Origin of the sequence: Neorhizobium turbinariae (assembly GCF_023223505.1) — a bacterium.
GTDB lineage: Bacteria > Pseudomonadota > Alphaproteobacteria > Rhizobiales > Rhizobiaceae > Neorhizobium > Neorhizobium turbinariae.
The window spans coordinates 38,354-60,612 of the sequence record NZ_JALPRY010000017.1; the positions used below are offsets into that span (position 1 = coordinate 38,354).

Annotated in this window: 18 protein-coding genes; 12 read left to right on the plus strand and 6 right to left on the minus strand. The window is 62.7% G+C overall.

Going from position 1 to position 22,259, the window contains the following annotated elements:
* Nucleotides 1-290: 290 nt before the first annotated feature.
* From M0654_RS15785 to M0654_RS15825, 9 genes are read left to right on the plus strand one after another with little or no spacing between them, the layout of a single operon-like run.
* Nucleotides 291-2,639 (plus strand): bifunctional salicylyl-CoA 5-hydroxylase/oxidoreductase, encoded by a 2,349-nt coding sequence (locus M0654_RS15785; RefSeq protein WP_248683936.1) that lies wholly within the window; start codon nucleotides 291-293, stop codon nucleotides 2,637-2,639.
* Nucleotides 2,640-2,648: 9 nt separating this feature from the next.
* Nucleotides 2,649-3,446: an SDR family NAD(P)-dependent oxidoreductase gene (locus tag M0654_RS15790; protein ID WP_248683937.1), complete on the plus strand. Its 798-nt coding sequence runs from the start codon at nucleotides 2,649-2,651 to the stop codon at nucleotides 3,444-3,446.
* Nucleotides 3,443-4,294: an enoyl-CoA hydratase family protein gene (locus M0654_RS15795; protein WP_248683938.1), complete on the plus strand. Its 852-nt coding sequence runs from the start codon at nucleotides 3,443-3,445 to the stop codon at nucleotides 4,292-4,294. The genes M0654_RS15790 and M0654_RS15795 overlap by 4 nt, the downstream gene beginning before the upstream one ends.
* Nucleotides 4,294-5,469 (plus strand): acyl-CoA dehydrogenase family protein, encoded by a 1,176-nt coding sequence (locus M0654_RS15800; protein ID WP_248683939.1) that lies wholly within the window; start codon nucleotides 4,294-4,296, stop codon nucleotides 5,467-5,469. Before M0654_RS15795 ends, M0654_RS15800 begins: the two co-directional genes overlap by 1 nt.
* 7 nt (nucleotides 5,470-5,476) lie before the next feature.
* Nucleotides 5,477-5,908 carry an acyl-CoA thioesterase gene (locus M0654_RS15805; RefSeq protein WP_248683940.1) on the plus strand — a complete coding sequence of 144 codons (432 nt, stop codon included), beginning with the start codon at nucleotides 5,477-5,479 and terminating at the stop codon, nucleotides 5,906-5,908.
* Nucleotides 5,886-6,281, plus strand: a complete 396-nt coding sequence (locus tag M0654_RS15810) for a RidA family protein (protein WP_118851020.1) — start codon at nucleotides 5,886-5,888, stop codon at nucleotides 6,279-6,281. The genes M0654_RS15805 and M0654_RS15810 overlap by 23 nt, the downstream gene beginning before the upstream one ends.
* Before the next feature lie 5 nt (nucleotides 6,282-6,286).
* Nucleotides 6,287-8,248, plus strand: coding sequence for a 3-hydroxyacyl-CoA dehydrogenase NAD-binding domain-containing protein (locus M0654_RS15815; protein WP_248683941.1), 1,962 nt, complete (start codon nucleotides 6,287-6,289; stop codon nucleotides 8,246-8,248).
* Between the two features lie 41 nt (nucleotides 8,249-8,289).
* Nucleotides 8,290-9,681, plus strand: coding sequence for a M20 family metallopeptidase (locus tag M0654_RS15820; RefSeq protein WP_248683942.1), 1,392 nt, complete (start codon nucleotides 8,290-8,292; stop codon nucleotides 9,679-9,681).
* A 43-nt stretch (nucleotides 9,682-9,724) separates the two neighbouring features.
* Complete coding sequence (locus tag M0654_RS15825; RefSeq protein WP_248683943.1) at nucleotides 9,725-12,082, plus strand: penicillin acylase family protein; 2,358 nt, start codon at nucleotides 9,725-9,727, stop codon at nucleotides 12,080-12,082.
* A 17-nt stretch (nucleotides 12,083-12,099) separates the two neighbouring features.
* Here the strand turns inward: M0654_RS15825 and M0654_RS15830 are convergent, their stop codons facing one another.
* From M0654_RS15830 to M0654_RS15855, 6 genes are all read right to left on the minus strand, one after another.
* The gene (locus tag M0654_RS15830; protein ID WP_248683944.1) at nucleotides 12,100-12,993 is read right to left on the minus strand and encodes a sugar phosphate isomerase/epimerase family protein; all 894 of its coding nucleotides are present in this window, start codon (nucleotides 12,991-12,993) and stop codon (nucleotides 12,100-12,102) included.
* Between the two features lie 81 nt (nucleotides 12,994-13,074).
* The gene (locus M0654_RS15835; RefSeq protein ID WP_248683945.1) at nucleotides 13,075-14,013 is read right to left on the minus strand and encodes an ABC transporter substrate-binding protein; all 939 of its coding nucleotides are present in this window, start codon (nucleotides 14,011-14,013) and stop codon (nucleotides 13,075-13,077) included.
* A gap of 88 nt (nucleotides 14,014-14,101) precedes the next feature.
* Complete coding sequence (locus tag M0654_RS15840) at nucleotides 14,102-15,085, minus strand: ABC transporter permease subunit (protein ID WP_248683946.1); 984 nt, start codon at nucleotides 15,083-15,085, stop codon at nucleotides 14,102-14,104.
* Between the two features lie 9 nt (nucleotides 15,086-15,094).
* Nucleotides 15,095-16,657: a sugar ABC transporter ATP-binding protein gene (locus tag M0654_RS15845; protein ID WP_248683947.1), complete on the minus strand. Its 1,563-nt coding sequence runs from the start codon at nucleotides 16,655-16,657 to the stop codon at nucleotides 15,095-15,097.
* On the minus strand, nucleotides 16,654-17,967 hold the full coding sequence (locus tag M0654_RS15850; protein ID WP_390920497.1) for a carbohydrate kinase: 1,314 nt from the start codon (nucleotides 17,965-17,967) through the stop codon (nucleotides 16,654-16,656). The genes M0654_RS15845 and M0654_RS15850 overlap by 4 nt, the downstream gene beginning before the upstream one ends.
* An 85-nt stretch (nucleotides 17,968-18,052) precedes the next feature.
* Nucleotides 18,053-18,835, minus strand: a complete 783-nt coding sequence (locus M0654_RS15855) for a DeoR/GlpR family DNA-binding transcription regulator (protein ID WP_118851029.1) — start codon at nucleotides 18,833-18,835, stop codon at nucleotides 18,053-18,055.
* A gap of 199 nt (nucleotides 18,836-19,034) precedes the next feature.
* Between M0654_RS15855 and M0654_RS15860 the strand changes: the two genes are divergently transcribed.
* Genes M0654_RS15860 through M0654_RS15870 form a run of 3 tightly spaced genes read left to right on the plus strand, consistent with a single transcriptional unit; the run spans nucleotide 19,035 to nucleotide 22,212 of the window.
* Nucleotides 19,035-20,108 (plus strand): class II aldolase/adducin family protein, encoded by a 1,074-nt coding sequence (locus M0654_RS15860; protein WP_248683949.1) that lies wholly within the window; start codon nucleotides 19,035-19,037, stop codon nucleotides 20,106-20,108.
* Nucleotides 20,105-21,373 carry an FGGY-family carbohydrate kinase gene (locus M0654_RS15865; protein ID WP_248683950.1) on the plus strand — a complete coding sequence of 423 codons (1,269 nt, stop codon included), beginning with the start codon at nucleotides 20,105-20,107 and terminating at the stop codon, nucleotides 21,371-21,373. Before M0654_RS15860 ends, M0654_RS15865 begins: the two co-directional genes overlap by 4 nt.
* The gene (locus M0654_RS15870) at nucleotides 21,370-22,212 is read left to right on the plus strand and encodes a TIGR01459 family HAD-type hydrolase (RefSeq protein ID WP_248683951.1); all 843 of its coding nucleotides are present in this window, start codon (nucleotides 21,370-21,372) and stop codon (nucleotides 22,210-22,212) included. Before M0654_RS15865 ends, M0654_RS15870 begins: the two co-directional genes overlap by 4 nt.
* Nucleotides 22,213-22,259: the final 47 nt, after the last annotated feature.

Consider the following 22,259-nt stretch of genomic DNA (forward strand, 5'->3'; position numbering starts at 1 on the left):
GCAATGCCAACGCTGCAGAATCATGACGATTTTTGCATCAACCGCCAATTTATATGCATTTGCATGCTTATTGCGCGCACATTCGCTCCGCATGACGGCAGCTCAGGCAAGACCAAGCCGGCTCGACGCCCAAGCCTTGGCTTGTTAAGCGATCACAACGGGAACGGGAGGGCGCTTTCGACGCGACGGCCGCCACGCGGCTTTTGATTTATCGCTTGACGCCTCGCTTTCGGCCCATATAGTTTAAACTTAAAATAACGATCGATTAGGCGTTCAGGAGGATTTCGGATATGCGCATCGTCTGTGTTGGTGGTGGTCCAGCAGGTCTCTATTTTGCACTCCTGATGAAGAAGTTCCACCCGGAGCACTCCATCTCCGTCGTGGAACGCAACAAGCCATACGACACGTTCGGCTGGGGCGTGGTGTTCTCTGATGCGACCATGGTGTCCATGCGCGCATGGGATCCGGAAAGCGCCGCCGAGATCGAAGACGCGTTCAACCACTGGGACGATATCGAGCTGCTCTTCAAGGGCACCCGCCAGCGCACCTCCGGCCACGGCTTCGTCGGCATCGGCCGCAAGAAGCTCCTCAACATCCTGCAGCGCCGCTGCGAGCAGCTTGGCGTCGAGCTGGTGTTCGAGACGGAGTCGAACGGCGACGTCGATTATCCGGACGCAGACCTCATCATTGCTTCGGACGGCTTCAACTCCAAGATCCGCAACCGCTACACGGACGTGTTCGAGCCCGACCTGCTCGTCCGTCCGAACCGCTACATCTGGCTCGGCACCAACAAGCTGTTCGATGCCTTCACCTTCGATTTCCGCAAGACCGACCACGGCTGGTTCCAGGCGCATATCTACAAGTTCGACGAAAACACCTCGACCTTCATCGTCGAGACCACGGAAGAAGCCTACGAGAAGCACGGGCTTGGCCAGATGGACCAGCAGGACTCCATCGACTTCTGCCAGAACCTCTTCTCTGAAGTGCTCGAGGGCGCTGAACTGATGACCAATGCGCGCCACCTGCGTGGCAGCGCCTGGCTGAACTTCAACCGTCTCATCTGCGGCAAGTGGAGCCACTTCAATGGCAACTCGCATGTCGTGTTGATGGGCGACGCGGCTCATACCGCCCATTTCGCGATCGGTTCCGGCACCAAGCTTGCGATCGACGACGCGATCGAGCTCACCAACCAGTTCAACAAGCTTGGCCACCAGAAGGACAAGATCCCCGCGGTTCTCGAAACCTACGAGGAAATCCGTCGCGTCGACGTCGCCCGCATCCAGAATGCGGCCCGCAACGCCATGGAATGGTTCGAGGTCGTTGGCCAGCGTTATGCCGATACGCTGCCGCCCGAGCAGTTCATGTATTCCATGCTGACCCGCTCGCAGCGTATCAGCCACGAGAACCTGCGCCTGCGCGATCCGAAGTGGCTCGACGGTTACGAGCGCTGGTTCGCCAAGCAGAACGGTATCGAGGTAACCGAGAACGCGCGCACCGTGCCGCCGATGTTCACGCCCTACTCGGTCCGCGGCTGCCACCTGCCGAACCGCATCGTCATGTCGCCGATGGCCATGTATTCGGCCAAGGACGGCGTGCTTGATGATTTCCACCTCGTCCATCTCGGCTCGCGCGCACTCGGCGGCGCCGGACTGGTGTTTGCGGAAATGACCTGCGTTTCGCCCGATGCCCGCATCACCCCCGGCTGCCTTGGCCTGTGGAATGACGAGCAGGCGGCGTCCTGGAAGCGGTTCGTTGACTTCGTTCACAACAACTCGGCTGCCAAGGTTGGCATCCAGCTCGGCCATGCAGGCCGCAAGGGCTCGACCAAGCTCGCTTGGGAAGGCATCGACCAGCCGCTCGAAGAAGGTGGATGGCCGCTGATCTCCGCATCGGCCCTGCCCTACCTGAAGAACAGCCAGGTTCCGAAGGCCATGGACCGCGCCGACATGGACCGCGTCAAGGCTGACCACGTACGCGCTGCGAAATACGCCGCCGAGGCCGGCGCCGACTGGCTGGAACTGCACTGCGCCCACGGCTACCTGCTGTCCTCGTTCCTCTCGCCGCTTACCAACCGGCGTACGGACGAATACGGCGGCAGCCACGAGAACCGTGCCCGTTACCCGCTCGAAGTCTTCAAGGCGATCCGCGAAGTCTGGCCCGAAGACAAGCCGATCTCGGTGCGCCTGTCGTGCCACGACTGGTTCGAAGGCGGCAATACGCCGGAAGATGCCGCGATCTTCGCGCGCATGTTCAAGGAAGCCGGTGCCGACGTGATCGACTGCTCGTCGGGTCAGGTGTGGAAGGAAGAAAAGCCGGTATATGGCCGCCTCTTCCAGACGCCGTTCTCCGACAAGATCCGCAACGAAGTCGGCATCCCGACGATTGCGGTTGGCGCGATCGCCGAAGCCGACCAGGCGAACTCCATCATCGCTGCCGGCCGCGCCGATCTCTGCGCCGTCGCGCGTCCGCATCTGGCCGATCCTGCCTGGGTTCTGCACGAAGCGGCCAAGATCGGCCTCACGAACATTCCGTGGCCAAAGCAGTACTATTCTGGCAAGTCGCAATACGAGACCAATCTCGCACGTGCGGCAGCAGCAGCGGCTCCCCCGGCTGTGGGACCGACCGTCGCAGCAAAATAGGGGCAAGTGATGAGCGAACCGATTGCCGCACGGCTGGCAGACCGGCATGCCCTGGTAACGGGTGCAGGCAGCGGTATCGGCGCTGCCATTGCCACCCAACTGGTGGAAGCCGGCGCCCGCGTCACCCTGGCCGGTCGTCGCGCCGAACCGCTGGAAGCACTGGCGGCGAAGCTCGGCAAGGACCGGGTCTGCGTCGCGGACGGGTTTGACGTCACTGACGGGATTGCGATCGCCAACGGGTTGAAGAGCGCCCGCGCCTGCTTCGGGCCGATCGACATTCTCGTCAACAATGCCGGTGAGGGCCCGAGCGCGCCATTTGAAAAGACGTCGCTCGAGATGTGGAACCGCGTCATGTCGGTGGATCTCACCGGCGTGTTCCTCGTGACCCAGGCAGTGCTCGGCGACCTCAAGGAGTACGGCGCCGGCGCCCGGATCATCAACATCGCCTCGACGGCGGGGCTGACCGGTTACGCTTATGTCTCGGCCTATGTTGCCGCCAAGCATGGGGTCATCGGTCTTACCCGGTCGCTGGCCTTGGAACTGGCAAAGACCGGCATTACCGTCAATGCCGTTTGCCCGGGCTTTACCGACACGCCGCTGATCGCCCGATCGATCGAGACGATCGTCGCGAAGACCGGTCGGACGGAAGAACAGGCAATGAAGGAATTCACCAAAAGCAACCCGCAGGGACGCCTGGTGAAACCAGAGGAAGTGGCAGACACCGTTCTGTGGCTCGCATCGCCCGGAGCGGCTTCGATCAATGGACAGGCAATTGCGGTTGCCGGTGGGGAGGTATTGGCAGGATGAGCGTAGAACCGACTTCCATGGCTGGGCACCTGAGGCCTTTCAAGGACTACAAGCCGAAGCACTTTCTCTGGGACGTGAGCGAAGACGGCCGTGTGGCAACGCTGCGCCTGAACCGGCCCGAGCGTAAGAACCCGCTGACATTTGAAAGCTATGCCGAGATGCGCGACCTCTTCCGCGACCTGGCCTATGCATCGGACGTGCGTTCGGTCGTGTTGACCGGTGCCGGCGGCAACTTCTCGTCCGGCGGCGACGTCTTCGAAATCATCGAGCCGCTGACCCACATGGCGATGCCGGACCTGCTTGCCTTCACCCGCATGACTGGCGATCTGGTCAAGGCGATGAAGAAGTGCCCGCAGCCGATCGTCGCCGCCGTCGACGGCATCTGCGTTGGCGCCGGTGCGATCCTCGCCATGGCATCCGATATCCGGCTGGCGACGCCGGAAGCCAAAACCGCTTTCCTCTTTACCCGTGTTGGCCTTGCCGGTGCGGACATGGGCGCCTGCGGCATCCTTCCGCGTATCATCGGCCAGGGCCGCGCTGCCGAACTTCTGTTCACCGGCCGCACGATGAACGCGCGCGAAGGCGAGGCCTGGGGCTTCTTCAACACCATCCACACAGCCGAGGTTCTCGAGGCCGAGGCCAAGAAGCTTGCACACTCGCTGGCTGACGGCCCCTGGTTTGCGCATACGATGACCAAGACCATGCTCAACCAGGAATGGGCGATGGGCATCGACGAAATGATCGAGTCGGAAGCGCAGGCCCAGGCAATCTGCATGGCGACCAAGGACTTCCGTCGCGCATTCGAAGCTTTTGCGGAAAAGCGCAAGCCCACTTTCGAGGGCAACTGATGGCAGCTCCGACCAACCTCAAGGGACCCAGCCGGGACTTCCTCGACTGGCCGTTCTTCGATGACAGCCACAAGGCATTGGCTGAGAAACTCGACGCGTTCGCGGCTTCGGGTGCGCTGAGCAACATCGACCATTCGGACACCGACAACGCCTGCCGCGCCATCGTCAAGGCGCTCGGCCAGGCGGGCCTGCTCGATGCAGCCACCGGCGCCGGCGGCACCCAGCCGATCGATTCCCGTGCAGCCTGCCTGACCCGCGAAACGCTTGCCTGGCATGATGGCCTGGCGGATTTCGCCTTTGCCATGCAGGGCCTCGGCACCGGCGCTATCGGGCTTTCCGGTTCGGAAGAACTGCGTCGCGCCGTACTGCCGAAGGTGCAGGCTGGCGAATGGATCTCGGCCTTTGCGCTGTCGGAAAAGGAAGCCGGCTCAGATGTTGCAGCGATGGCCTGCTCGGCCCGCAAGGACGGCGATCACTACATCCTCGACGGTGAAAAGACCTGGATTTCCAACGGCGGCATTGCCGACGTCTACACGGTTTTCGTCCGCACCGGCGAAGCACCCGGCACACGCGGCATTTCCGCCTTTGTCGTTTTTGCCGACGACCCGGGCTTTTCGATAGCCGAACGCATCGACGTGATCGCGCCGCATCCGCTGGCGACAATCCGCTTCGAGAACTGCCGCATTCCGGCATCGCGCCTGCTTGGCGCGCCCGGCGAAGGCTTCAAGATCGCCATGCGTACGCTTGACATCTTCCGGGCCTCAGTGGCCGCAGCAGCCCTCGGTTTTGCCAAGCGGGCGCTCGATGAAGCGGTCGCTTATGCCAAGGCGCGGCCGATGTTCGGCAACCATCTGTCGGATCTGCAACTGACCCAGGCAGCCTTCGGCGACATGGCGGCCGGCATCGATTCCGGTGCGTTGCTCACCTACCGTGCAGCCTGGCGCCGGGACGTGCAGGGCCTGCCGACCACCAAGGAAGCCGCAATGGCGAAGATGGTGGCGACGGAGAACGCACAACAGGTCATCGACCGTGCGGTGCAGATCTTCGGCGGTCGTGGCGTGAAAAGCGGTGAGATCACCGAAAGCCTCTACCGCGAAATCCGGGCGCTGCGCATCTACGAGGGTGCGACCGAGGTTCAGAAGATCATCATCGCCCGCGAATTGCTGAAGGCTTGAGGCGACGATGGCTTACACGACCACACGACGGCTGAACTTTGGCGATTGCGACCCCTCGGGCATCGCCTACTTCCCTTCCTACCTGAACATCCTGGTCGGGGTGTACGAGGAGTTTTTCGAAACCCTCGGCTTCCCCTGGCCGCAGATGATCAACGAGCGGAAGATCGGGCTCCCGACGGTCACCCTCGACCTCACCTTCAAGAGCCCCGGCTTCCATGGCGACCGGATGGATTTCACGGTCAAGGTCATGCGGGTCGGCAACAGCTCGGTGGACCTCGAGCACGAAGTGCGTGCCGGCGACCGGCTGCTCTGGACCGCAAAGCAGCGGCTCGTCGTGACATCGCACGAAACACACAAGGCCCTTCCCTGGCCTGACGATATGCGCGCAGCGCTCAACACCCATTTGGAGAAGCAAGATGCACACGATTCTGCAGCCTGAAGGCTGGGCAAAGCCGATCGGCTACTCGAACGGCGTGGCCGCTACGGGTCGTCAGGTTTTTGTCGGCGGGCAGATCGGCTGGAACGCACAGTGCCAGTTCGAAACCGACGACTTCGTTGGCCAAGTCAAGCAGACGCTGCAGAACATCGTGGCTGTGCTGGCAGAAGCCGGTGCTGGCCCGCAGCATATCACCACCATGACCTGGTACTTCACTGACAAGGCGGAATACCTTGGCAACCTCAAAGGCATCGGCCAGGCCTACCGTGAGGTAATCGGCAAGCACTTCCCGGCCATGGCCGCCGTGCAGGTCGTCGCCCTTGTGGAAGATCGCGCCAAGATCGAGATCCAGGCAACCGCCGTAATTCCGGAATAAGAACCATGAGCGAGACGACCTCCTTTTCCGCCACCGTTTCGGGCACGATCGACAACGGAATCCTGGTCGTCACGCTCGATAACGCGCCCGTCAACGCCACGTCGGGGGATGTCCGCGCAGGCCTCGAAAAGGCTCTGTCGCATGCGGAATCGTCTGCCTCCGTGGATGCAGTTGTCATTACCGGTGCCGGCAAGACTTTCATTGGCGGCGCAGACATCAAGGAGTTCGGCAAGCCGGCGCTTGACCCGACGCTTCCGTCCGTCATCGAAAAGATCGAGAACCTGGAAAAGCCCGTTGTTGCGGCCATCAATGGCGCGGCGCTGGGCGGTGGCCTGGAAGTGGCGCTCGCATGCCACTATCGCATATCGTCTCCGACAGCGCAGGTCGGCCTGCCGGAAGTAAAGCTCGGCATCGTCCCGGGCGCAGGTGGCACCCAGCGCCTGCCCCGGCTGATCGGTATCCCGGCAGCACTGGATCTCATCGCGTCCGGCCGCATTGCCAAGCCGGATGAGGCCCTGAAACTCGGCATCATCGACCAGATTGCCCAAAACGACCTGGTCCCGGCGGCTGTCGCAGTTGCACGCAACCTTGTCGGCAAATCGCTTCGTCGCACCGGCGCCTTGGATGTCGCACCGGCGGATGCGGCCGAGCTCGAAAAGATCAGCGGCAAGATCCTCGCCAAGGCGCGTGGGCAGAAAGCCCCAGCCGAAGCCGTGCGGCTCGTCACATCCGCAACCCGCCCCCTCGCCGAAGGGCTCGCCGACGAACGCTCTACCTTCCTGACGCTGCGTGACAGCCGCGAGGCCGCAGCGCTGCGCCATGTCTTCTTCGCCGAACGTGAATCCTCGAAGGTGGATGGCCTGGAGGGCGTCGAGCCGCGTCCGGTCAAGACGATCGGCATCTGCGGGCTCGGCCTGATGGGCAGCGGCATTGCCGTTGCAGCACTGGGCGCCGGTTATGCAGTCATCGGCCTCGACCAGACGGCCGAAGCCGCCGAAAAGGGCCGCGAGCGCATCATTGGCCTGCTGGAGCGCAACCTATCCTCCGGCCGCCTCGACCAGGCGGGTTTTGAAGCCCAGAAGGCGCGACTTTCCGTTACCGCGTCAGACGCTGACCTCGCGCCTTGCGATCTCGTGATCGAAGCCGTTTTCGATGACCTCAACGTCAAGATCGACCTCTTCCAGCGCCTCGACCGCGTGATCCGCCCGGAAGCGATCCTAGCCACCAACACCAGCTACCTGAACCCGGACGAGATCGCGGCGGCGACCGCGCATCCGGAGCGCGTCATCGGCATGCACTTCTTCTCGCCGGCGCATGTCATGCGGCTGCTGGAAGTCGTGCGCTGCGCCAGGACCGCGCCGGATGTGCTAGCGACAGGCCTTGCCGTGGCCAAGAAGCTCCGCAAGCTGCCAGTCGTCACCGGCGTCACGGAAGGTTTCATCGGAAACCGGATCTTTTCGGCCTATCGCCGCGAAGCCGAGTTCCTGCTGGAAGATGGCGCGCTGCCGCATGAGATCGATGCGGCGCTGGAAAACTACGGCTTCCCGATGGGGCTTTTTGCCGTCTACGATATGGCAGGTCTCGAGATCGCCTGGGCACGCCGCAAGCGGCAGGCCGCGACGCGTGATCCCGCCGAGCGCTATGTCGAGATCGCCGATACGCTTTGCGAAGCGGGACGCCTGGGACAAAAGGCCGGACGCGGATGGTACGCCTATCCGGACGGCAAGCGCACCGTTGATCCGGAAGTGACCGCAATCATCGAGGCAGCGCGTGCCAAGAAGGGCATTACGCCCCGCAGCTTCTCGACCGAAGAGATCCAGCAGCGGATGCTGCAGGCAATGGCCGCCGAAGGCGAGGCCCTTCTAAAGGAAGGCATCGCAGCCCGGCCGAGCGACATCGACCTCGTGATGATCAACGGTTATGGTTTTCCCGCGCACAAGGGCGGGCCGATGTTCGCCCGCAGCTGACCGAATTGATGTGAACTTGAGTGACCTGGAGGATGTTCTCGATGACTGAAACCCCATCCCGCCAGGCCACGATAAACAAGGCCGTCAGCTATCTCGACGACGGCACGTTCGAAGCTGCCTTGCGCCGGCGCGTAGCGATCCCGTCGGCGAGCCGCGTTGCGGCAAACAAGCCTGATCTCTGGCGTTACATCAGCGAAGAGATGCAGCCGTTCTTCGAGCGACTCGGCTTTGCCGTCAAGGTCTATGAGAATAACCTGGCACCGGGACCCTTCCTGATCGCTGAGCGGATCGAGGACCCGAGCTTCACCACGGTGCTGCAATATGGCCATGGCGACGTGGTCGCCGGCCTGGATGGGCAATGGGACGAGGGGCTGGGCCCCTTCGACATGACCGAAAGGGACGGCGCCTGGTATGGCCGCGGTACGGCCGACAACAAGGGCCAGCACGCCGTCAATCTGGCGGCGATCGAAGCGCTGCTCGCCGTCAGGGGTTCGCTCGGCTTCAACCTGAAATACCTGATCGAGATGGGCGAGGAATCCGGCTCTCTCGGTCTTGAGGAAATGTGCGCCGCGCACCGGGAAGAGCTGGCCGCCGATGTCTTCATCGCTTCCGACGGCCCGCGCCTTGCGCTTGACCGCCCGACCATCTTCCTCGGCGCCCGCGGCGGCATGTCCTTCCATCTGGAAATCAACGCGCGAGAGAGCTTCCAGCACTCCGGCAACTGGGGCGGCATCCTCTCCAATCCAGGCATCGAACTGTGCCACGCGATCACCGCCCTGGTAGACCGCACCGGCAAGATCAAGGTGCCGGCCATGACCCCGGGCAAGATCCCGGAGAATGTCCGTGAGGCGCTGAAGCACTGCAAGATCGAGCCGGCGGCCGACGATCCGTCAATCGAACCGTGGTGGGGAGAGCCGGGCCTGACGCCGGAGGAAAAGGTCTTCGCCTGGAGCTCCTTCGAGGTAATGGAAATGGAATGCGGCAACCTTGCCCAGCCGCTCTACGCCATCCCGCCCAAGGCGCGCGCCCGCGTCCAGCTGCGGTTTCCCGTTGGTGTCGATCCGGATGCTGTCGTGCCGGCGGTGCGCAACGCGCTGCAGGACGCAGGTTATGACCGGGTCGTGGTCAAGGATCCGACGGACGCCATCTTCCTTGCAAGCCGCCTGGATCCCGATCACCCATGGGTCCAGCGCGTCTCGGCCTCGATCGAACAGACGCTCGGTCAGCCGCCAGCTATCCTGCCGAACCTCGGCGGATCTCTGCCGAATAATATCTTCTCCGATCTTCTGGGGCTGCCAACGATCTGGATCCCGCATTCCTATCCCGGCTGTCTGCAGCATGCGCCGAACGAGCATCTGCCGATCTCGATCGTGCGCGAGGGCCTCGCCATGATGGCCGGATTGTACTGGGATATCGGCGAGCACCATTCTTGACCCGGCGCCCCGCCTTGCCTGCCACCATGCCCGAGGAAGTTTCATGACCGATGCGATGACGAGCCAGACCATCCAGCTGCGCGGACTGCAGGAGCCGGCAACGATCCGCATCGACCGATGGGGCATCCCGCATATCAAGGCGGCAAATGAGCAGGACCTTTTCTTTGTGCAGGGTTTCAATGCCGCGCGCGATCGCCTGTGGCAGCTCGACCTCTGGCGCAAGCGCGGACTTGGGCTTCTGGCGGCCGATTTCGGTCCGGGTTACCTGGCGCAGGACCATGCGGCGCGCCACTTCCTCTATCGTGGCGACATGGCGCCGGAATGGACAAGCTACGCTCCGGATACGCAAGCGATCTGCACCGCCTTCGTCGCCGGCATCAACGCCTATGTCGAGTTCTGCCGGAACGAGCCTTCATGGCTTCCGCCGGAGTTCTCGGTCTTCGGCACCCACCCGGCGTTCTGGCAGCCGTCCGATGTCGTGCGGATCCGCAGCCACGCGCTCACCCGCAACGGGTTGTCGGAGATCCTGCGCGCCAACATCATGGCGATGGCGGATGCCGAAACCGACCTGCTACGGTTCGACCTCAACCCGCCGGTGCAGCCGCAGCCGGCTGAGGGCGTTGAGCTCGCCGACATTTCCATGGAAGCCACGCGCCTGTTCAAGCTGGCGACCGCCCCGGTTACGTTCGACAAGGCAAGGCTTTCGGCCACGATGGACGATGTCTGGCGCTGGACCGAGGTGACCGACCTCGGTGACGTCATCGAGCGCATTGCCGAAGAGGGGTCGAACAACTGGGCCGTCCATGGTTCACGCACAGAGACTGGCCGGCCGATCCTGGCGAGCGACCCGCACCGCGCTTATGCCGTGCCCTCGCTGCGTTACCTCGTGCATCTCGAGGCCCCGGGCTTCAACGCGATCGGTACCGGCGAGCCGACGGCACCCGGCATTTCGCTTGGCCACAATGACAAGATTGCCTTCGGTCTCACCATCTTTGGCGCCGACCAGGAAGACGTCTATGTCTACCGGACGAAGGACGGTGATCCCGAGCACTACCGGTTCGGCGACGGCTGGGAAGCGATCGAGCGGGTGGCCGAACGCTTCGAGATCAAGGGGCACGACGAGCAGACGCTGACCCTCAGCTTCACCCGCCACGGGCCGGTTCTTTATGAGGATCCGGCCAAGCATCTGGTTATCGCCATGCGCTCGGTGTGGAATTCGCCCGGCTCCGCCGCTTATCTCGGCAGCCTTTCCTACATGCGGACTGGCTCCGTCGAGGCTTTTGCCGACACGCTTGGTTCCTGGGGCAGCCCTTCGGTCAACCACGTCTGCGCCGACACCGCAGGTAATATCGGTTGGTACACCGCCGGCTTCACGCCGATCCGCCGCAACTGGGAAGGGCTGCTTCCCGTGCCGGGCGACGGCTCGCACGAATGGGACGGGTTCCTGCCGCCCGACCAGCTTCCGCGCACCTTCAGTCCGGCCGAAGGTTTTGTGGCCTCTGCCAATGAGATGAACCTTCCCGCCGACCGCCCGAAGAACGCACCCTCGATCGGCCACGAATGGGCCGAAGGAAGCCGTGCGGAGCGCATCAAGTCCGTGCTGCGCGCTGATCCAAAGCACACGCTGCAAGCTTCCATGGCGCTGCAGACCGACGTTCATTCCCGCCCGGCGGCGGTGATCTGCGGTCTGTCGTCCGGCTTGAAAGGCAGTACGGTCCTCGACGAGACGCATCAGGCAGCAATCGCGCTCCTGGATGGCTGGGACCATCACCTGGGAGCCACCAGCGCACCGGCCGCACTCTTTGAGGTGTGGTGGATGAAGCACCTGCGTCCGGCGCTGCTGGCGAAGTTTGCGCCGAACGAGACGGTGCGGCAGATGCTGCTGCCGGGGGACGTCGACTACATGCTGGCGTTGCTGTCCGAGCCCGGCAGCCGTTGGACCGAAGGCGAGCGGGACGAGATGCTTCTTGTGACGCTATCGGCAGCCTACGGCGACTGCAGCAAGCGCCTCGGTGACGACCCTTCCGGCTGGCAGTGGGGCAAGCTGCACCAGATCCTGTTCGAGCATGCCGCAGGGCGAGCCGATACCGGGCTGTCCGGATCCTGGAATGTCGGACCGCTGCCGCTTGGCGGAAGCCGCTCGACCCCCATGCATGCGGCCTACCGGATGAGCGATTTCGGCATCACAGCGGGTGCGTCCGTCCGGCTGGTGATGGATGTCGGCGACTGGGACAACAGTTTCTGCATCAACACGCCGGGCCAGTCCGGCGATCCGCGCTCGCCGCATTACAGTGACCTGGCGCAGATCTGGGCGCGTGGCGAATATGTGCCGCTTCTCTATAGCGACAGCCGCATTGCCGAAGAGACCGTCAGTACTATCATCCTGGAGCCTGCCGCCTAAGCGGCAGCCTCTCGCGTTCAGGGCAGGTGCGCTTTCTGCGTAAGCTCCGCCTTCAGGCGCGCCGTTTCCATGCCGAGCGTGATGAAGGAATGCGCGTGCTTGGCCAGCGCGACGTTGTCGGTCCAGAGGTCACGCCAGATGGCCGTCTTCAGCGACAGCGCCCGGTCGACGATGGCGGAAGAGAAGGATTCGAAGGTGACGTAATCGTGCCAGCCGATCGCCACCAGCGCATCGAAGATCGCGGCAAAATCGATATTGCCGGTGCCGAGATAACCACGGTGGCTTTCGCCGATATGGATATAGCCGATCTTGTCGGCGGCATGCCGGATGGCGAGGCCGACATCGGCTTCCTCGATGTTCATGTGGAAAGTATCGAGATGCAGGAAGACGTTCGATGCACCGACATCGGCGATATAGGCCATGCCTTGGGCGGCGGTGTTCAGCATGTTGCTTTCGAAGCGGTTCACCACTTCGAGGTTGAGCGTCACACCAGCGTCCCTGGCATAATCGGCAACCTTGGCAAAGGTCGTGACGCTGGTGTCCCAGCCCTGGCGCGTCAGCGCCGCCTCCTGCTTGCCATGCGCCGAACTCAGGATGCCGGCAAGCTTGGTGCCGCCGAGATCACGTGTCAGCGCAATCGCCGTCTTGAGGATCTCGGTGCCGTGCGCGACCGTGCTCGCGTCGTCGCTTGAGATATCGCCTTCCGGCGGCAGGCCCATGCTGATAGCCACGTCAAGCTTCAGCTCCCGCAAGCGGGCGGCGAGCCATTTCACATCCACCTGGGCCGGGTCGATATACGAAAACTCAATCAGGTCGAAGCCGAGCTCATGCGAGCGAACCATAGCGCTTTCAAGCTCACCCTTGGATGATCCAGCGCTCCAGACAAAGGAGTGAACACCAATCTTAGACATGAAAAACGACCGCCCGAAGAAACCTGTTTGATGAGAAAGCCCCGGGCCTTGAGGAGCGCCCGGGGCCAAGAGCCGCGAAAATCAGCGAACTGCTGTCCAGCCCTTGTAGTCCTTGAGGTTTTCCGCCGTGATCAGCTGCGGATCGAGCAGCACGACCGGCTCGGCCGGCTTCTTGCCGTTCAGCACATCGACCCCAAGCTGCAGCGCCTGTCCCGCCATCGTATAGGGGTCCTGCGAGGCGGAGGCCTTGATCAGCGAATTGCCGCCGGCAAGAGCCTTTTCGATATCCGGCGCACCATCGACCGCGGTGATGATGAACTCGTTGCGGTTCAACTGCTTGGCGGCAAGCTCGGCACCAATCGCCGTCGGATCGTTGATGGCAAAGACGCCGTCAATCTTCTGGAAGCGGGTGAGCAGGCCCTGCATTACCGCCAGACCGCCATCGCGTGAACCCTGACCGTTCTGGTCGTCAGACAGGATCTTGATGTCAGGAGATTTGGCGAAGGTTTCCTTGCAGCCCTGCACGCGATCGAGGATCGAGGACGACGCCGGTCCGTTGATGATGACGACGTCACCCTTACCGCCCAGCTTGTCGACGATGTACTGGCACGCATCCGCACCCGCCTTGACGTTGTTGGTCATGACGGTGACATCCGCACCGGGTGCCGACACGTCGAATGCAGCGACGACGACACCGGCATCCGTTGCCTTCTTGACAGCAGGCGCGATGGCCTTGGCGTCAACGGCGTTCAGCATGATGATGTCGACACCGGCGGCGATGAAGCTGTCGATCTGCGACACCTGCTTGTTGAGGTCATAATCGGCCGAAACCGAGGTGACCTGGACATTCGGGTTGATCTTCTTGGCCGCGTCTTCGATGCCCTTGATGGTGGCCACGAAGAAGGGGTTGCCGAGCAGGCCGACCGAGATGCCGATCTTGTTCAGATCCTTGGCGGCTGCCGGCATGGCGATGGCGGCAGCAAGTGCCGTACCGAGCATGAGTTTAGAAAGCATGCGCATGTTTTCCTCCTCTTGATGACGCTCCTCGCGCCGTTGTTGCCGAAAATTTCCTCGAATTTCCGGAATGCATACGCCTCGTGGAGGCGGATCAGGTGCGGCTCAGCCCCTTCGCGCGGTAGCGGTCCAGCGCCACGGCAACGATGATGACCAAGCCCTTGATGATGTACTGCCAGATGTCCGAGACCCCGACGAGGATCAGGCCGTTCGAAAGCACGGCGATGATCAGAGCCCCGATCAGCGTGCCCCAGATGGAGCCGATCCCGCCAACAAAGCTGGTGCCGCCGAGAATGACGGCCGCAATGGCGTCAAGCTCATAAGCCTGGCCAAGCTGCAGGCCATTTGCCGCATAAAGGCGCGCCGCCGACATGGCGCCGCCGAGACCGGAAAACAGGCCCGACATCGCGTAAACGAAGAGCAGAACCAACGGCACCTTGATGCCTGTCAGCCGTGCCGCCTCGACATTGCCGCCGACCGCATAGATCCAGTTGCCGAGCACGGTGCGCTTCAGGATGAACCAGGACACGAGGATGGTGACGATCGCGATGATTGCCAGCCACGGAATTCCGAACAGCGAGCCATTGCCGATGAAGTCGAACGGCAGGTCGGGGTTGAAGACAGTGGTGTCATTGCCGAGCAGGCGGGCAATGCCGCGCATGGCGGTGAGCGAGCCGAGCGTCACGATGAAAGGCGGCAGCTTCAGGAAGGCGATGATCATGCCGTTGATGAGGCCGCAGGCCAGGCCAACACCGATCGCGGCCGGAACGCCGAGCATGCCGATATCCGGCCAGAGGGAGACGATGACGCCCACCATGGCAGATGCTGCAAGGATCGATCCGACCGACAGGTCGATACCGCCGGTGAGGATGACGAAGGTCATGCCTGCTGCCAGCACGGTGTTGATCGAGGCCTGCTGCATGACGATCGACAGGTTGTTCACCGATAGGAACCGGCCACTCAACAGATGGAAGCCGATCGCGAGCAGGATCAGCACCGGCAACATGCCGAGTGCGGTCAGCGTGGAGCCCAGTCTGGCCTTGTTCTTAGCCTTCGAGTCGGTCTGGATGGTTGTCATGTCCTGCCCTCAGGCCTCCTCCTGCACTTTGTCCGTCATCGAGCCAGTCGACAACGTCATGATTGCCTCCTGCGCGATGGGCGCGCCGGGCGCTGCCTTCACCTCGCCAACAATCCGGCCCTCGCGCATGACAAGCGCCCGGTCAGCGATGCCGATGATCTCCGGCAGGTCGCTGGAGATCAGCACGATGGCGATCCCCTCACGAGCCAGTTCATCGATGATCCGGTAGATTTCCGACTTGGCACCGACATCGACGCCACGGGTCGGTTCATCAAGGATGATGACCTTGGGGCGCGTTTCGAGCAGCCGGGCAATCAGCGCCTTCTGCTGGTTGCCGCCCGACAGGGCGCCGACATTGATGCTGGTGCTGTTGGTGCGGATCGAGAGGTTGGAGACGGCCTTGTCGGCCCGCTGGCGCGCCTTGGCAAAATCGAGAACGGAACCGAAGCGCGCATCTTCGCCAATGACCGCAACGTTGACGTTGTCGGTTATCGACATCTCGAGGAACAGCCCCAGCCCTTTCCGATCCTCGGTGAGGTAAGCGATCCCGGCATCCATCGCGTCACGCGGGCTGCGGATGTTGAGCTCCCGGCCGTTGAGAACCACTGTGCCGCTCGTCTTCGCGTCTGCACCAAAGATCAGTCGCGCCAGTTCGGTCCGTCCGGACCCGACGAGACCGGCAATACCCATGACTTCGCCGGCATGGACATCGAATGAACAATGATGGACGCGCCGCCCGTCGCCGACGTCGCGGATAGACAGGACAACCGCCCTTTCACCCGCGGGGGCGCTATGCTCCTTCTTGTAGAAGGATGAAAGATCGCGACCCACCATCATCGACACCAGCTTGGCGGCGGAAAGATCGCTCCTCGCCAGCGTGCCGACATAGGCGCTGTCGCGTAGCACGCTGACGCGATCGGCGAGTTGATAGATCTCCTCCATCCGATGGCTGATATAGATGATGGCGATGCCATGCGCCTTGAGGCTGGCAATTACCTCGAACAAGCGGTCCGTCTCACGGGTGGTGAGTGAGGTGGTCGGCTCGTCCATGACGATGATGCGCGCATTGGTCGTCAGCGCACGGGCGATTTCGACCATCTGCCGTTCACCGAGCGACAGCGTCGCAACCATGGTATCGGCACTGAAGCCGAGGCCAAGCCGCTTCAGGATCGGCTCCGCCCGGGAACGCATGCGGGAACGATCGAGGATGCCGAAACGCGAGGGTTCGGCGCCGAGGAACATGTTTTGCGCGACCGAGAGATTCGGCGCGAGTGACAGTTCCTGGTAGATGACGGCGATGCCGTTTTCCTTGGCCTTGTTCGGATCGCCGGTAAAAACCGGCTTACCGTCAATGAGAATTTCTCCGCCGGCATCCGCCGTATAAGCGCCGGAGAGCACCTTCATGAGCGTCGATTTGCCTGCGCCGTTCTCGCCCATCAGCGCGTGAACCTCGCCGGCATGCACCGTGAGGGATACATTGGACAGCGCACGCGTGGTGCCGAAGGTCTTCGAGATGTTGCGCATCTCCAGAACCGGAACAGCCGCGGCTGAGGTCAAAGGCGCCGCGCTCATGCCCGCGCCTCCTTGACTGGTTGAACTAAGACTGAATCCCGACTTTCAGCCAGAGATATCCACCGCTTGCGATAGGCATCCAGACCGGGAACTACGACAGGCTCAGCCTGCCGGCACTCGCTGGTAAAGGCGGAAATGCCGTTCGCGTCGAAGGCAAGCGCCGCGGCGCCCAATGCACTACCTTCTGCGACAGCGCTGATCAGCACCCGCTGCTGCGGCCGGAGCGCGGCAAGCAGGCCCGGATAAAGGCCCGTTTTCACAAGGCCGCCATCGATGACGATGTCGTTCTCCGAACGGATCAGATCCAGCGAAATATCCGTCATCAGGGCAACATAAAGAAGGGCAGCCGCGGCCCGCTCCTCGCCTTCGGCCGCCGGTCCGACAAAGCTGCCCTCGCCCGGCATCGGGCCGCCCGCTGCAAAGGATGGCAGCGTAAAGACACCCTTTGCGATAACCGCCGCCACGGCATCCAGGCTGACCGGCTCGTTCCAGCCGCCGCTCGCGATGTCATACTCGCGCCCGCCCATGAAGCGGATGGTTGCCGTCGGCTGATGGTCCACCGTGACATTGGCCAGCATGTCGCGCTCGGGGTGGAGCGCTTCCAGCGGGCAGGCGGAGTTGAAGATGATCACCCAGGTGCCGGTGGACACGAGGGTGAAATCGGAAAAGCCGACCGAACGATAATAATAAAGCGCCGCGTTGCTGTCGTGCACGCCATTATGGACGGTGAGGTCCCGGCCGCCTTTCGTGCGCCAGGTGCCCACGGCCGATCCAGCGCGCGCCATGGGTGGCATCTTGGCGCGCCAGCCTTCAGCATCCACCAGGCTGCTGTAGTCATCCTTGAGCGGCGCCCAAAGATGCGAATGGCAGCCGAGATAGGATACTTCCGATACAGCCGTGCCGGAGAAGCGCCAGGACCAGAACTGCGGATAGGCAAGGATGGTCTCGGCCCGCTCCAGCAGTGCGGGATCGCGATCCTTCAGCCAAAGGATATGCCGTCCATAGTTCAGGCCAAGCGGCAGGTTGGGCGAAAACGTTTCCGAGAACGACGGCAGCAGGCCGTCGATGCGCGCGGCCACATCGACCGGTGGCTCCTGCTCGTAATCCAGCATCGGGGCGGCGAGCGCACCATTCTCGATCAGGCCGAAGGTGCAGCCATGCCCGGAGAACATGATGCCGGAAACGTCATAGCCGTCGGCAAGGTCGTTCAACTCAGCCTGCATCCAGGAGAAGAGGTGCGCATCATCCAGCACCCTCAGGCCGTCACGGTCTTGCCAGACAGGGCGGGTGCGCCGCTCAGCCAAAATCATGCCATCGGCAGCAATGACGAACAGCTTTGAATTCGTCTTGCCGAGATCGAACACGGCTATGCTGGGAGACGCATTCTGGCTCAAGTCAACCTCCGTTTCCGGAAGGATGGGCGATGACGATCGTCACGCCGGCATCCTCCAGCATCTTGGCGTTGGCGTCGGACAGCCCATCGTCCACGATGATCGTGCTGACCCGTGACAAAGGTAGAACCAGATTGCGCGCCTGGATAGAGAATTTACTGCTGTCGGCAAGAACGACAATTTCGTCCGCACAACTTGCCAGTTCGCTGATGACCTTGGTGAGCAGCGGATGCGACTCCAGCAGGCCCTCATTGTTGATCCCCTGCGTGCCGACAAAGAACCGCGATGCGAAGAAGCTCGGCGGCCCGGCGGCGGGATCGTGGATAATGCGCGGCTCCCGGTGCAATTCCCCGCCCGCAATCGTCAGATGGCAGGTGCCGTTTTCACCGAGATAGGCGGCAAGCGGCATGGAGTTTGTGTAAAGCCGCACGTTGCGGCGCGCCAGAAGCAGACCGAGGTGGTAGCAGGTCGAGCCCGCATGGACGATGATGGAGTCACCGTCGCGCACCAGACCGGCAGCGGCTTGCGCGATGGCACGCTTGGCCTCCACAGCCCTGTCGCGGTTTTCGTCATAGGAGCGGGCGGCGATGCGGCTCAAGCCGGGCCCCACGCTTGCCGAGATGCCGCCATAGACCTTGCGGGCCTTGCCGATCTCATGGAGCTTGTCGATATCCCTGCGCACCGTGGCTGCGGACACTCCAAGCTGCTCCTGGAGGTCGCGCACCGAAGCAAACGGCCGTTCCTTCAACAGGTCGGTAATGATCCTGTGCCGATCGGCGTCGCTCAACGGGGTCCTCCTCCAAGCTCCTCATGCGTGGATGATCAACTATAATCATACGCAAACAAGATCTTCAAGATCGACGACGCAAAAACATCATCATTGACGTATTTCGCTCACAGACTTACACTTTGCGCAAAACTTGCATCATGCACTGCAGCATTCCGGCGCATCTGATCCATCGCATTGCGGAATGGCGGGAGGAAGAATGACAGCCTCATTCACGCGTCCGGATGACTTCGACGGCTTCATCGAACTGTCGCGCAAGATAGGCAGCGACATTCTTAAAACCCAAGGTGCCGGCGGCAACACGTCGCTCAAGTCCGACGGCGTCATGTGGGTGAAGGCCTCCGGCACCTGGCTTTCCGAAGCCGGCGCAAAAGAGATCATGGTGCCGGTCGAGGTGGAGCCGCTGCTGGAAGCGCTGCGCTCCGGTGATCCGCGCGCCGAGAAGTCGACGGACTTCGTCGTGGACACTCTCAATCTCAGCGGGCTCCGCCCCTCCATTGAAACAAGTTTCCACGCTGCCCTGCAGCATCGGGTGGTGGCGCATTATCACTGCGTCAACACCATTGCCCATGCCGTGGTGGCCGATCGCGACGAGCGGCTGAAGGCACGGATGGCGAAACTGCCGGACCTCAAGTGGGCGACCATCCCTTACCGGCGTCCAGGCGTGCCGCTGGCAATCGAGATCGACAAGGTCGCGCACGACCGCCCCGATGTGTTGATCCTCTTCAACCACGGCGTCATCGTCTGCGGCGACAGTGTCGAGGATGTGGCCGAGAGGATCGAGCGCGTGACGGCGGCGCTGGGGATCGAGCCGCGGCAGACAAACTCCCCCGACATGCCAGCGCTTAACGCCATCGCTTCAGGCTCGGGCTTCAAGCCCGCCGGCGATCCGGTGAGCCACCGGACTGCGCTTGATGATGTTTCGATCCGCATTGCGACCGGCGGCTCGCTGTACCCGGACCACGTGATCTTCCTCGGCACGAGGATCGGCGTCCTTGCGCCCGACCAGACGGCGGCGGATTTCATGCGTGCGGCAGGCGGTGACGAACCTGCGCCGAAGATGTTGATCGCACCGAACAAGGGGGTGCTCGTTTCGGAAGAACTGACACCCGGCGGCGAGGTCATGGCCCGCTGTCTGGCCGATGTCGTCACCCGCATCCCTGGAGATGCAACGCTCGCCTATATCGGCGCAGATGGCGAACATGAACTGACGAACTGGGAGGCCGAGCAATACCGCCAGGCGCTCGATCGAAAGGCGTCTGGAAACGGATGATACAGCCTAGCCCGCCAGCTATCGCAATCGGCATCGATGTCGGCACCTCCGGCGCCCGTGCGGCGGCACTGTCGGAAACGGGCGAGGTTGTCGCCTTTGCCGCGGCGCCTTTCGAAGGTGCGGATGAAACACGAACACCCGCAGCATGGTGGCGGCGCGTCAGCGAATGCCTGAGGGCGCTGGGCGAACAGGTTTCGCTGGCGACCGTGGAAGGGCTTGCCGTGGATGGCACCTCCGGCACCGTGCTGTCAATCGATGCAGCCGGCCAGCCGCTCGGCGTCATGATGTACAACGAGCCCTGTTCGGACAGATCGATCGTCGAGCGCATCGCCGCCGTGGCACCGGCCGAAAGCCCGGCATGCGGCGCCAATTCCGGCCTGGCGCGGGCGCTTCATCTCCTGTCTCTAACGCCCGACGCATGCGTGGTGCATCAGGCCGACTGGATTGCCCTGCAGCTTGGCGTGGCCGGTCCCGTGACGGATGAAAACAACGCCCTGAAAACCGGGTATGATCTGACAGATGAACGCTGGCCAGACTGGATTGCCGAAGCCGGCCTCTCACCGGACCGCTTACCGATCGTCGTTCGCGCCGGCACGCCTGTGGGACGGCTCGGCGATACCGGCAGGATCTTTGGCTTGTCACCCTATTGCCGCATCCACGCGGGAACCACGGATGGTTGCGCCTCCTTCCTGGCGACCGGTGCGAACCGCATCGGCGACGGTGTGACGGCCCTCGGTTCAACGCTGGTGCTGAAGCTTGCCTCAGCGCACCCCGTCAGCGCTTCGAAATTCGGGATATATGCGCATCGCATCCTGGATTTCTGGCTGGTCGGCGGGGCATCCAATACCGGCGGCGCCGTCATCCGGGCGTTGGTGGGTGATGACAAACTGGAGGAACTGACAGCGCGTCTTGACCCCGACACGCCGACCGGGCTTGACTACTACCCGTTGCTGAAACCGGGCGAGCGGTTCCCGGTGAACGATCCCGATTATCCGCCCCGGCTCGCCCCCCGCCCGTCTGACGAAGCCGTGTTCTTCCAGGGCCTGCTGGAAGGCATGACGGCAATCGAAAAACGCGGTTACGATCTGCTGGAGGAGCTTGGGAGCGGCAAGCTCAGATCGGTAAGAACGGTCGGCGGCGGCGCCCGCAACGCCGCCTGGACATGCATGCGGCAAGAGGCGCTTGGCGTCGACTTCCTCCCCGCGCGATCCGTGGAAGCGGCAGTCGGCACGGCGTCGCTGGTGCTCGCGAGGCGGTCGATATGAGCTCTATCCCCGAGATTGCGCTTTCCGACCTTTGCGATCGATACGAGGTGTTCTTCGTCGACCAGTTCGGGGTGCTGCGCGATGATGAAGGCGCCTATCCCGGCGCCACGGATGCGCTGCGGCAGTTGAAGTCCGCCGGCAAGACTGTCGTCATCCTGTCCAACTCCGGCCGCAGCGGCGATCACAACGCCAAGCGCTTCATCAAGCTTGGCTTCCCCCGCGACAGCTTCGACCGCTTTGTCACTTCGGGCGACGCAGCATTTGCTGTCTTGTCCGGGCAGGGATCTCCCGTCCCGCCCGGCACCCGCTGTCTGACAATTTCCAGTGGCGATGACCGGAACTTGGCGGATCGCTTGGGCCTGACCAGCACCGAGGATGCCGCCGAAGCGGGCCTCGTCATCATCTCGGGGAGCGAGGCAGAAAAGATCCCTTTGGACTCCTATGCCGAACAGTTGCGCCCGGCCGCGAAGCGCGGCGTGCCGGCCATCTGCACCAATCCGGACATGCACAAGCTCGCCGGCGGCACGACCGCCCCCGGTGCGGGAAGCATCGCGACCCTCTACGAACAACTCGGCGGATCCGTCCGCTGGTTTGGCAAGCCGCACCGGGACATCTATGAGCAGGCGGCGCGCACGTGCGGAGATCCAGCACATTCGAGCATTGTCTGCATCGGCGACAGCATCGACCACGACATCCTCGGCGCAAGCAGCTTTGGCCTTGCCTCCGTTCTGGTACGTACCGGCATTCTCGCCACTCTCGGCACGGAGGAATTGGAATCCATGATGGCACCCGACCGGCGGCCGACCTTCACCATGGCGGCGTTTCGGCCAGCCGATTAAGACACCCTCACCCGATGCGGATGATACGTGATTTCGTACACACCACC